Source organism: Acinetobacter sp. ANC 3882 (assembly GCF_022549545.1).
Classification (GTDB): Bacteria; Pseudomonadota; Gammaproteobacteria; order Pseudomonadales; family Moraxellaceae; genus Acinetobacter.
This window is the reverse complement of the sequence record NZ_JAKZGB010000007.1, coordinates 195,579-209,558: the sequence shown is the minus strand read 5'-3', so window position 1 is coordinate 209,558 and position 13,980 is coordinate 195,579. Positions and strand designations below refer to the sequence as shown.

General features: G+C 43.9%; 4 protein-coding genes. 3 read left to right on the top strand and 1 reads right to left on the bottom strand.

Annotated features, from left to right (window positions below; translation table 11 throughout):
- The 3 genes from MMO42_RS13910 to MMO42_RS13900 form a co-directional block, all read left to right on the top strand.
- Positions 1–9,663 (top strand): BapA/Bap/LapF family large adhesin (locus MMO42_RS13910; protein ID WP_347005708.1); only part of this gene is annotated, 9,663 nt, incomplete at its 5' end.
- A 114-nt stretch (positions 9,664–9,777) separates the two neighbouring features.
- Entirely contained in the window at positions 9,778–11,451 is a 1,674-nt protein-coding gene (locus tag MMO42_RS13905; protein ID WP_241320950.1) for a poly alpha-glucosyltransferase, read from the top strand.
- 11 nt (positions 11,452–11,462) lie between these two features.
- Positions 11,463–13,184, top strand: coding sequence for a CapA family protein (locus tag MMO42_RS13900; protein WP_241320949.1), 1,722 nt, complete (start codon positions 11,463–11,465; stop codon positions 13,182–13,184).
- On the opposite strand, the gene MMO42_RS13895 is transcribed toward MMO42_RS13900, so the two are convergent.
- Positions 13,181–13,906, bottom strand: a complete 726-nt coding sequence (locus tag MMO42_RS13895) for a metalloprotease (RefSeq protein WP_241320948.1) — start codon at positions 13,904–13,906, stop codon at positions 13,181–13,183. The genes MMO42_RS13900 and MMO42_RS13895 overlap by 4 nt on opposite strands.
- Positions 13,907–13,980 lie beyond the last annotated feature (74 nt).

Sequence of the window (13,980 nt, the reverse complement as noted above, 5' to 3'; positions counted from 1 at the left end):
AGCTTCACGGTCGGTGATGCAGTGACTGTGAATGTAAATGGTACGGTATACAACACCACGGTACAGGCAGGCGGTACGTGGAGCGTGAACGTTCCAGGTAGCGACTTGAGTGCCGATCCAGATAGCACCATTAATGTAACGGTGAATGTCACTGGTGTTGGCCCAGTCAGCACTGACCACAGCTATAGCGTAGACATTACTCCTCCGAACCCAGCGGGTGCGGTATTAACGATCGGCACTGTGACTACAGACAACGTCTTGAATGCGGCAGAGTCAGGCGGCAATGTGACCGTGACAGGCACCTTGGCCGGTATTCCTGCGGATGCAGCAACCACGGCAGTGACCTTACTGATCAATGGCGTGAGCTATACTGCAACAGTAGATCCTGTGACAGGCAACTGGACAGCGAGTGTGGCAGGTAGTGACCTGTTGGCCGATGGTGATAAAACCATTGATGCGACAGCGACCTTCACCGATACCGCAGGCAACAGCAGCAACATCGCCGATACACAAGTGTACAGCGTCGATGTGACTGCACCGAATGCACCTGACATTGATCCAATCAATGGCACAGATCCGATTACCGGTACAGCAGAACCAGGTTCAACGGTGACGGTGACCTTCCCGAATGGCACCACCGTTCAAGTACCAACAGATCCAACCACAGGGGTATGGACCACACCGAACCCAGGTAACTTACCAGACGGCAGTACGGTGACTGCGATTGCCACTGACCCAGCAGGTAACCCATCGTTACCAGGCAGTGAAGTGGTCGACAGCCTACCACCGAACCCAGCGGGTGCAGTACTGAACATCGATGCAGTGACCGCAGATAACGTGGTGAATGCCACTGAAGGTGCAGGCAATGTGACCATCACCGGTACCTTGACGGGTATTCCAGCGGATGCAGCAACGACGGCAGTGACTTTACTGATCAATGGCGTGAGCTATACCGCAACGGTTGATCCTGTGACAGGCAACTGGACAGCAAGTGTTGCGGGCAGTGACCTGTTGGCAGATGGTGATAAAACCATTGACGCGACAGCGACCTTCACCGATACCGCAGGCAACAGCAGCAACATCGCAGATACGCAAGTGTATAGCGTAGATATTACGCCACCAGATACAACAACGACTGTGTTGACGATTGAACCAGTAACTGCGGATAACATCATCAATGCAACAGAAGCTGCTGGTAATGTGACGGTTACAGGAACCTTAACGGGTATTCCTGCAGACGCGGCAACAACTGCAGTTACTTTAGTGATTAACGGTGTGAGCTATACTGCAACGGTTGATCCTGTGACAGGCAATTGGACAGCGAGTGTGGCAGGTAGTGACTTGGTGGCAGATGGTGATAAAACCATTGACGCAACAGCAACTTTTGCTGATGCAGCAGGCAATAGCACCACTGTTGTTGATACTCAAACGTATGTCGTCGATCTTACTCCGCCAAACCCAGCAGGAGCTGTACTCAATATTGATGCAGTGACCGCGGACAACGTAGTGAATGCGGCAGAAAGTGCAGGTAATGTCAGCATTACGGGTACTTTAACCGGAATTCCTGCAGATGCAGCAACGACGGCAGTGACCTTACTGATTAACGGTGTGACATATACGGCAACAGTAGATCCTGTGACAGGCAACTGGAGCGCGAGTGTGGCAGGTAGTGACCTGTTGGCAGATGGTGATAAAACTATTGATGCGACAGCGACCTTTACAGATACCGCGGGCAACAGTAGCAACATCACAGATACCCAAGTGTATACCGTAGACATTACTCCGCCAAACCCAGCAGGAGCTGTACTCAATATTGATGCAGTGACCGCGGATAACGTGGTCAATGCAAGCGAAGCTGCTGGTAATGTCAGTATTACAGGTACCTTGACGGGAATTCCAGCCGATGCAGCAACAATGGTTGTGACTTTGGTCATTAACGGTGTGAGCTATACAGCAATTGTGAATACAATTGCAGGTACATGGACAGCGAGTGTAGCAGGCAGTGACCTGTTGGCAGATGGTGATAAAACCATTGATGCGACAGCGACTTTCACCGATACCGCGGGCAACAGCAGTAGTATTACAGATACCCAAGTGTATACCGTGGATACCACGCCACCAGACAATAGTACGACAACAATCACAATCGATGTCATTGCTGGTAATGATATTGTCGACTCCACTGAAGCAGGTGCGAACCAAACCATCAGCGGAACCGTGACAGGTGAATACACAGTGGGTGATGTTGTTACTGTAAATGTGAATGGTGTAGACATCACGACCACCGTACAAATTGGTGGTGCATGGGCAGTGACAGTTGCAGGCGGCCAATTGGTACTGGATGCCGACAAAGTAATTAACGTCAGCATTGCAGCGACGGATGCCGCAGGTAACGTAGGTACTGTCACAGCAGACCGTAGTTATACCGTAGATATCACAAATCCAGTGGTGGTGATTGATCCGATTACCGGTGACAACATCATCAATGCGGTAGAAGCAGGTGCAACCCAAACTGTAAGTGGTTCGGTTGTCGGCAGCTTCACAGTGGGTGATGCGGTCAGCGTGAATGTGAATGGTACGGTGTATAACACCACGGTACAGGCGGGCGGCACTTGGAGTGTGAACGTTCCAGGTAGCGACTTGAGTGCCGATGCAGACAGCACCATCAACGTGACCGTGAATGTCACTGGTGTTGGTCCTGTAACAGCTGATCAAAGCTATCTGGTTGATCTTGTTCCACCAAATCCAGCAGGCGCAATACTCAACATTGCACCAGTAACTGCGGATAATGTGTTGAATGCAACTGAAGCAGCAGCCAATGTGACCATCACTGGTACTTTAACTGGAATCCCAGCGGATGCAGCAACCACGGCAGTAACCTTACTGATCAATGGAGTGAACTATACTGCGACGGTTGATCCTGTGACAGGCAACTGGACAGCAAGTATTGCGGGTAGTGACTTGGTGGCAGATGGTGATACAACCATTGATGCAACAGCAACCTTCACTGATACAGCTGGTAACAGCAGCAATATTACAGATACCCAAGTGTATACAGTGGATATTACGCCACCAAACCCAGCGGGTGCAGTACTGAACATTGATGCTGTAACCGCAGACAATGTATTGAATGCAGCTGAATCAGCAACGACTGTGACGATTACAGGCACCTTGACCGGTATTCCAGCCGATGCAGCAACGACTGTGGTGACCTTATTGATCAATGGTGTGAACTATACAGCGACGGTTGATCCAGTAACAGGTAACTGGACAGCAAGTGTTGCAGGTAGTGACTTGTTGATAGATGGTGACCAGACTATCGATGCCACAGCAACCTTCACCGATACCGCAGGTAACAGCAGCAACATCACTGATACCCAAGTGTATACAGTAGACATTACACCACCGAACCCAGCAGGTGCAGTCATTAACATTGATGCGGTAACCGCAGATAATGTAGTGAATGCAGCTGAATCAGCAACCAATGTGACCATCACAGGAACCTTGACCGGTATTCCTGCGGATGCAGCAACCACGGTTGTGACCTTGTCGATTAATGGCGTGAGCTATACTGCGACGGTTGATCCTGTAACAGGCAACTGGACAGCAAGTGTGGCAGGTAGTGATTTAGTGGCGGATGGTGATAAAACCATTGAAGCAACTGCAACTTTTACAGATACAGCGGGTAATAGCAGCAACATCATTGATACCCAAGTGTATGCAGTGGATCTTACTCCGCCAGATACAACAGGTGCTGCTCTAAATATTAATGTGGTTACAGCAGACAATGTAGTCAATGCAACTGAAGCAGCTGCGAATGTTACAGTCACTGGTACTTTGACTGGTATTCCTGCAGATGCAACCAGCACAACGGTCACCTTATTGATTAATGGTGTGCTTTATACAGCAATCGTAAATGCCGTAGCAGGTACATGGACAGCAAGTGTCGCGGGCAGTGACTTATTGGCAGATGCAGATAAGACCATTGCAGCAACTGCAACCTTCACGGATGCAGCAGGCAACACTAGTACTCTGTTAGATACACAATTGTATGCGGTAGATATTACTCCACCAGATGCTTCAACAACAGGAATCACAATTAACCCGATTACTGGTGATAATGTTATTGATCTCACTGAAGCAGGTCTGAACCAAACCATCAGTGGTACGATAACAGGTGAGTACACTGTTGGTGATGCAGTCACTGTCAACGTGAATGGTGTTAACCTTTCAACGACTGTACAAGCTGGTGGTATCTGGAGTGTAACGGTTGCAGGTTCTGAACTGGTTGCAGATGTGGATAAAACCATTAATGTAACGGTTCAAGCAACAGATGCAGCGGGTAACATTGGAACAATCAGCTCGAATGTCAGCTACATCGTAAATACAGGTACCATCATTGCATACGACAACGTTGATCATGCGGTATTAAGCCCTCAACCAGCCTTAGTTCAAGATGATGTGAATTTGGGTAGTGCATCTTATCTGTTATTGACTTCATTGGCAGGAATCGATCTGCAGCTTGGCGGGAATTCAATTGGCTTCAATGTCGCTGCTAATCATGAAGGTACGGTTACATTCCAGTATAGTGGCTTAATTGATGTTGGTTTACTGTCTGACTATAAATTGGTTGTACAGAAATTTAATACAACCACAAATCAATGGGAATCTATCCATGGTGATAGTGACGCCTCACTTCTTAGCTTACATTTACTCGGACTTGGTATCGGAAATGTACCAGGTGTCGTACTTGAAGGTTTAGATGCAGGTCAATACCGTGGATTCTTAACTTACGACGGTTTGTTAGGGCTTGGTGTTCTCGGCACTCTATCTGCAACCATGGATGATTACGATCTTACTATCCCTGGTGGGTATGAAGTGGGTAATGCCGAAGGTAACGTTATTCTTGATCCAGATCCAACAGGTCAAGTCGATCAAATCACGCCAAACACTTATGTTTCTTTCGTGAATGGTCATCCGATTGATGCTGATGGAGAAACCTTCACAGGAACTTATGGAACGATTACTTTCCATCAGGATGGTAGCTATACCTATGTACCATTCTCCAATGGTTCAGGTGTAGGTCATAACGATGTGTTCACTTATACATTAACTGATTCGGTCACTGGTGCGACAACACAAGCCAATTTAACGATTGAGTTTGATACGATTCGCGCTGCGGACAATTTGGTTGAAGTCGAGATTAACCCGCAATATCAATTGGTGGGTACAGAAACAGATTCAGCGTTCTACGGTGTGTTGTTGAATGTTGGAAATCTGGTTGATTTACAACTTCTCACTGTGAATACAGTCGACTTTAACGTCGCTGCTGGACAGGAAGGGGTTGCAACATTTAGCTTCAATAGCTTGATCGGTGCATCAGCACTCGGTAACTATAATGTTGTACTGCAAAAATACAATGAAGTGACAGGACAATGGGAAGCGGTGAACGGTACAGGTGATCGTTCATTACTTAACCTTACCTTGTTGGGAACAACACCTTCAGCTCAAATCGCTGGATTGACAGAAGGCGAGTATAGAGCGTTCTTATCCTTCAATGGTGCACTAGGTGGTGCGATTGGTGTGACCTTAAACGGTGAAGTTGATCTTTATAACCCAGCTGTTATAACTGGATACGATGTTGTTGCGGCACATGGTAATTTGATCTCTGATCCAAATACCAATGGCGCGATTGATATCGCTACACCGAACAGTGTTATCAGTGAAATCAATGGTGTTGCAATAACGGCATCTCCAACTACGATTACAGGCACTTATGGTACCTTGGTCATCTATCCAAATGGTGACTATACCTATACACCAAACCCTGCAAGTTCAGGCTTAGGACAAGTGGATGAGTTCACTTATACCTTAAGAGATCCAGCATCTGGTACGACTTCACAAGCAACATTCTATGTTCACCTTGATAGTAAAGTTGTCGATATGAACTGGCCGGCTGATCCATCACAACCTGCAACTGTCAGCATCATTGCTGCAGACGATGCAGTCAATGCTGGAATCACTGCTCAGCCTCATCTCATTGATGATGACCGAGCATTGGGCAGCGCAACCTATCTTGCATTGCTTTCATTGGCAGGTATCAACTTACAGGCACCATTACCATTCGTGAACAGCACGGTGGGCTTCAATGTGGCTGCAGGCGAACAAGGAACAGCAACCTTCAAATACAGCAGTCTGATTAATGAAGGTGCATTGGGCGACTACCAACTTGTGCTGCAAAAATTCAATACGGTCACAGGTCGTTGGGAGTCAGTTACTGGTAGCAGTGAGGCATCCTTACTCAATCTTAGTATCTTAGGCATAGGATTGAATGCTACACCAGGGGTTGTGATTGAAGGTCTGGAAGAAGGTCAATACCGTGCATTTATGACGTATAACGGTCTATACGGTAAGAGTATCTTAGGCACATTGTCAGGTACGATGGATGTCTATGACCCAACACTAGTGGACTACACTGGTGTTGCGACAGAAGGAAACGTAATTACTGGTTTAGGTGTTGGTACGAATGCTGATTCGGTTACAGGTTATACCGTGGTTGGTTCTGTAACATTCAATGGTGTAACCACTCCGATCGATCTCACGAATGGCGCAACCATTGTGGGTCAATACGGAACACTGAAAATATTTGCAAATGGTGATTACATCTATACACCAAATAATACCAATGCAAATATCGGTCAGGTTGATCACTTCACGTATACCTTATCCGATCCACTTGGCGGAAACCTTGCCAGTGCAAGCCTTGACTTCACAATTGGCAACAGTGCACCAGTGATTGCGGTAGATGATCTTGCGGTTGCGGAAATCAATCCTGAATATCTACAAATCGGTAATGATGTTTCGGTAGGCAGTCATGGTTATCTCGCATTGGTATCTTTAACCAGCAACTTTGATTTCCAACTGGGCTCAGCAGGTGTGAATTTCACACTGACTGACAGCACACTGAACGATGTAACGTTTAACTATAGTGCATTGATTAGTGCCAGCCTGCTTGCTGACTATGTGCTTGTGGTTCAAAAATTTGATACTGCGACGAATCAATGGGTTGCTGTACATGGTACAGGCGATGCTGATTTACTCAGCCTTGCAGCCTTTGGTGGTAATACTGTCACATTAGATGGATTGGGTGCAGGACAATACAGAGCATTTATGACCTATGCCGGTGGCGGTGTTGGCGTAAGTCTGTTAGGTACACTTTCTGTTCAGAAAGATGTGTTCGATGCGACCAATATTACTGGATACAGTGTTCAAGCTGCGGAAGGTAATGTGATCCATGACATTGGCTTGAATGGACATGCTGATACTGCATCTGGCTTTAGCAGCATCACCAGTGTGATCTTCAATGGCGTGAGCCATGCTGTGAATGTCACTGGTGTTACAACCATTGTCGGTGATTACGGTACATTATCGATTTACGCAAATGGTAATTACAGTTATCAACCAACAGCCAATCCAAATGGTTTAGGACAAGTTGATCAATTCACTTATACATTGACTGATGGTGTGAATAGTTCACAAGCAACCTTGTACTTCCATATTGATAGCGATGCTGTCGATATGACTTGGAACCCAACGGATCCATCACAACCTGCTGACATTACAGTGACACCTGTAGATGCACTGGATGATGTGGTTGCTGCGGGTATCGACATTGTTCCACAAGGTCAACTCGGTGTAGCAGTGGGTTCAGCAACCTACTTGTTACTGGTTGGATTAACAGAGAACCTCAATCTTTCCTTGTTAGGCACACCAAGTGTGAAATTTAATATTGCAGCTGGACATGGCGCGGATGTGACATTCTCTTACGCTCCAACCGTTTCACTGTCACTATTTAATGACTACAAAGTGGTTTTACAAGAGAAAGCAGCAGACGGTACTTGGCATAACATCGATGGTGGCTCAAGCACTGGATTACTGAACATTGGTTTATTAGGCAGTGGTGGTATTGGGGTAACTGTTCCTGACTTAGGTCAAGGTGAATACCGCGCCTTCATGGTCTATACAGGTGTTGGTATCGGTATCTTAGGTACCATGAGTGTGGTTAAAGATGACTTTGACTACAGTGTGGCTCCAACCAATACCGCAGTTGTTGCCACAGGTAATGTGTTGGCTGATGACTCAATTACCTTGACTACTCATGTATCTACAGTGACTTCGGAAATTGTGGGTGCGCCAGTCCAAACGATTGGCACAAGTACAACGATTGTTGGTGCTTACGGTACGCTGGTTATTTCCGCAAACGGTCAATATACCTACACGCCAAATACAACTGACCTCAGTGCAATTGGCAAAGTAGATACATTTACCTATACGGTTCGTGATGTGCTTACTGGCGCAACCGATACCGCGAAATTGCATATCCAAGTGGGTTCACCAGATGTCAAAGTGGTTTGGGATACTGCCAACCCAGCGAATGATGGCACCATTGAGATCGTTGCCAATGCAGATAATGTCACTGCAGCTACAGACTTCTCGAATAGCAAAGATGCTGCTGTTGATGTAGCGAGTCCTGATATTACGATTAATGGTCTTGGCTTTACATCCATCGACTCGACTAGTTTCACTATTGCAGCTGGAACAGTGGGTAGTATCGATCTCGCTGCTGTCTATAAAGTACAGCCACTCATTGGCCTGTTACCAACAGTGAGTTATGTGATCCAGATATGGAATGCAGCAACCAGTCAATGGGTTGATACGGTCTATAAAGGGTCTCAAACTGCTCTAGGTAATTTAGCGACGCTTCAAGTTGGTAGTGTTGCTTTCCAAGATACTGTAGAGAATCTTGCTGCTGGCTTATACCGAGTTCATTACGGATTACAAGGCGTCTCTGTTGGAACCACTACCTTAGACACAAGCGTTACGACAACCACAGTTCATTTGAATCAATATAGTTCAGATTGGATCAACGGTAATGTATTGCTTGGAGACACGATTGGTGGAGTAGCAGATACAGGTCTTCTTTCTCATGAAGGTTACAAACTTCAAGTATGGAATAGTGTTTCAGGTTCATATGTGGACGCATTAGGACAAACGATTAATACCGGTAACGGTGTGTTAATCATGCAGTCAAATGGTGAGTATGAATACCGTCCAAATGATGTCAGTGTGACAACGCATCTATCATCTACAGACAGTATTGAATACAAAATCATTTCTGCAACTGGTGTTGAATCAACTGCAACCTTGAATATTAACTTGACGCATCCTGATTACAACTTGCTTTATTCGAGTACCAGTGGCAATGATACATTTACCAGCGCGATTGTCGGCAGTGGCTCAGATACCTTAATTTATCAAATACTGAATGGTACTGCGGCAACAGCGGGTAATGGGGCAAATACAGGCGGTAATGGCGTTGATCATTGGAATGGCTTCGTGGTCGGAAACACTGATACACATGCTGTTAACTATAATGATCAAGCAGATAAAATTGATATTCGTCATCTTTTAGATGGAGATCAAACAGATGGCAATATTGCTGAATATCTACGTGTAACCAACGTTGGTGGTAATACCGTGATTGGCATAGACCGTAATGGCGCAACTCCAATTTTTGGAAGTAACTATACGGACTTGATTACTTTAGATGGCGTTACAACAAACTTAACCACCTTGTTAAATAACCATCAAATTCTTTACTAATCCAAATCCTTAACTCAAAAAGAGAACCTTCGGGTTCTCTTTTTCATTTTGCGAAGATCATAAAAATATGTGGTATCGTGTTTAAAACACTTAAAAATTCTAAAAATTGAAGATATGACCATTACAACCATTTCAGTACTCGAGCAATTCAAGCAGCAACTTAGTGATCATTTTTTTAAACAGGTTCAGCAACACATTGATGTGTCTAAAGCTGTGATTTTTTGTTCCTATGGAGAACAGACGCAACGTTGCCAAGTCTGGAATTCAGCATGTTCAGATTTTTCCAGTATCCAACAAGAATTCTTCGATTTCCTAGCGCATTTATTTGCTTTCGATGCAGACTCTACGACATTTATTAAAATTGATGTCGCTTTTAATATCCAACAAGAACAATGGCAGGACATTGAACAGACTTTAAAGAATCAGTTCCACAACAATCATTACCGTAAAGGCATCAGTTTCGATGCTGATTTTCAGCAATGTTTTTTGGAACAGGAGCTATACGGTAAGGCAATTATTCGGGCACTCAGCTATAACACACCTAACTTTTTCGATGAGAAAAACTTAAATAGCTGCCTTTTAAAAAAATATCCAAATCAGTATTGCGAGATAAAAATTGAAGATCTTCAACAGCTATGGACGTTTGATACCTTAGCGGTGATCTATGAAGATCGACAGTTGATTCCTCTGCACAGCCAGTTTAGTGCGAATGGGGTACGTTATCTGTTTGAACCAAAGAAACAGCATTTCAAAAAAATGATCGAAGCAAATGCTGAATTTCTTGCTCGGCAAATACAATCGGATGGACGTTTTACCTATGGTTTTTTCCCCGCCTATGATCGTGAAATTCGGAGCTACAACACAGTTCGGCATTGCACTTCAGTCTATGCATTAATTGAAACACTGATGATTCAACCAAATAAGAAATTGATCACTCAGATTCAGTCTGCCATTGATTATGCACTACAGCATTTTTATATCGAAAAACAGGCTGAACTGGCTTATATGCTGGATGGTGATGAAGCTAAAGGGCTCGATGAAATTAAGCTGGGTGCCAATGCGGCTGCCATTTTAATGCTAACTAAATACCAAGAAATGACCGGAGATACGGGTTATCTCACCTATGCTCGACATTTGGCCAATGGGGTTTTGTCGATGGTCAATGAAGCAGGCCAAACCACACATGTCCTGCATTATCCAAGCTATGAGATAAAAGAGAAGTTCCGAATTATTTATTATGATGGTGAAGCCGCATTGGCATTATTACGCCTCTATCAACTTCATCCAGATGAGACATTACTGCACACTGTCAAACAGATGTTTGAACGCTTTATGACGCAAAACTATGATCGTTACCACGATCATTGGCTCAGTTACTGTACCAATGAACTGACAAAAATTTGCCCCGAAGAAAAATATTTCCAGTTCGGGCTGAATAATTATTTAAAGCATATGCTGTTTATCCGTAACCGAAAAACAGCCTATGCCACTTTGTTGGAAATGATGATGGCGGCTTATCAAATGGTTGGACGGATTCGCGCGCTCGGCTTGGAGCAATTATTTGAAAAAGCACAATTTGAAGAACTGAAAAAACTGATTGAGTTCCGAACTGAGTTTCAACGGACTGGCTTTTTCTATCCTGAAGTGGCGATGTATATGGCACGACCAGATAAAATCTTAAATGCTTTTTATGTGCGACATGATCGTTTTCGTGTACGGATCGATGATCAAGAACATAATCTTTCGGGCTATATTGCCTATGTCCAGCACTTTGAAACTGATGCATGAGGAACACCTAAATGAGTATTCCTCAAGAGATCAAAATCATCAGCCACATTGGCAATCAAAACTTTCTCCATCCCGTATGGCAAACTGAAATAGCAGGGGATTGTTCCTATTGGATTTTATTACTTCTTGGTTTAGAACGTATTGTCGATGGATCGGTGCAGCTCGATGAAGTAGTGACTCATCATGTTCAAGCAAGCGAGGGATTGCATCCTGTATTCAATCATCAATGTAGCATTTTAGAATTATTACAGGCCATTGCTTTTAACTATCCCCAAGAGCTTCAACAACCTCTCGGCTGTCATTTATTTGGAAGTTGGCAACAGACACAACTTGAAGTTGTCCAAAAAGCACAACAGTTTGATTTACAAGTTTATTCTGCTGATAAAAATGTTAAAAACACGCTCCAAAATATTTATCGCTTGGCTGAACGCATTTTTAGCTTACCGATTGAGTTATTGGAACGGGTTTTTGTAAAAGCATTGAATATCAATGGAGAGGAGATTGCTCCGATCCGTTCATTATGGACATGTAGACAGTTGGATGCCGTGCTCTATCTGACGGATCAAACGCAAAATTATTACTTTTCTTATCGATATGATAATCAGAGCATAGGCGTTTTCCACTTATTGGATCATGTGCATCGTATTGATCATTTAGTGCCATATTCTCATTGTTTTCAGCAGGGTTTATTACCGGCAAAACAGATTCAAGCCAAAAGTGAGTGGGTCAATATTATTGGGGATACTTATTTTGGTGAATTTTATACCGCTAAAAGAACACGCCAAGGGATCGATGATGCTTTACAGCGTTATGGCTATCAACATTCGTTTGAAGGCATCCAACAATTTTTTGGTCCAGATGATATCAATATTGCCAATCTAGAGGCGGTTTTTAATCTTGATGAAGACTCAATTTTAGATGGTAAAAAAGCCTATATCCTTGGTGCGCGCTCTGAGCCAACTTTGGCAGAATTTAAACGTATGCATATCAATACACTGTGTTTGGCCAATAATCATTTAAAAGACTATGGTGATGCAAGCCTCAAACATACTTTGACATTGCTAGAGCAAGCAGAGATTGATTTTATCGGGGCGGGGAATGATCAGCAGCAAGCACATCAATACCTAGAAATTCAAACCGATGGGCAGCGTGTGGCAATTTTCAATGGTTATTGGCATCGGGCAACGGCTTATCAAGATTATGACTTCTATGCCTTGGGGCATGATTCAGGAGTGGCTTGTATTAATGCGATTTTGTTTGAACAAATTATGCAATATCGCCTAAAGTATCCACAGCATAAGATCATCGTCATTTGTCATTGGGGTGTCGATTTTAAATCGATCCACCCTGAGCAAGAAAAACTTGCCAAGATATTGACTCAAATCGGGGCAGATCTCGTTATTGGACATGGTGCACATACCATTCAGCCAATACGCTCTATTCATCAAAAACCTGTCATTTTCGGCATAGGAAATGGCGTATTTAACAGTAATGGCAATTTTGAAAACTATCAGGCCCTGCCTTATGGGGGAATTATTCGACTCAACTTAAAACAATGTCGATTACAGTTTTATCCAATTTACACCCATAACCGTAAAACTTTTTGGCAACCTCGTCCCGTCGATGAGATGCAATTTGAACAAGCTCAATCTGCCTTGGCCAGTCAGTTTGAGCAAGTTAATTACACCTTAGGGCAGGACCATCTAGGCCATTATATTCAGCTTGATTTTTAAGGATATTGGTTATAGTTATTGAGCATAATATTGAGCTGCTCACGTGTAAAACCAAGGTTGCGTAAGCCACCACTGCCCAAACGACAGTCGTAACTGCTCATGATATTGGTCGGTGTTGTTTTGGTCGCTTTGGGTGAGCACACATGCCCTAAGCCGAAAGCATGTCCCATTTCATGGACACTGGCGGCTTGGGTTTGATAATTCAGTCGTTCCCAATCAATCAAAATAAACGGTTGGCCTTGATTGCGGAATCCCCAACTGGTGATATCTGCATATTTCAATTTTTCGCCATAAGAGTCATAAATAATAAACAGCACTTCCTTGCTTTTTCTGCGTGGGAAACAGCTTTTGACTGAACTAGGAAGATTGTCAGGAATCAGTGTCGTCGGTTGATTCAACTGATTGGCAAGATCACACTTACGTTTGTTGAAGTCCTGATATGAATAATAACGGTGGATTTTAAACTTAAAGATTTTTTGATTATTTTCATCGACAAAATACCGATTCAATATCGCCAGTTCTTTATAGATCTGTGTTTTGTTATCGAGAGCTTTAATTTCAGGACGCTTGCTGGTCACAATAAAACTGACATTGACCACAGGTAAATCATTGGCATCCAATGAATACTGATACGGAGGCAATTTGACAGGTGGTTTTTGAGTAGTACAAGATGCACTGAAGATCAGACATAATAGGGTCAGGGCCGTAATTTTTAACCGCATTTTGTTCTCTCAAGTTATTGCGTTTTAATTATTGTGGCTAGCTTTTCGCATGATTTTTATCATCTTAGCAGATT

What these genes read in the sequence shown, in the direction of transcription:
- MMO42_RS13905 (WP_241320950.1), top strand. Translation starts at nt 9,778, where the DNA reads ATGACCATTACAACCATTTCAGTACTCGAGCAATTCAAGCAGCAACTT.
- MMO42_RS13900 (WP_241320949.1), top strand. Translation starts at nt 11,463, where the DNA reads ATGAGTATTCCTCAAGAGATCAAAATCATCAGCCACATTGGCAATCAA.
- MMO42_RS13895 (WP_241320948.1), bottom strand. Translation starts at nt 13,906, where the DNA reads ATGCGGTTAAAAATTACGGCCCTGACCCTATTATGTCTGATCTTCAGT.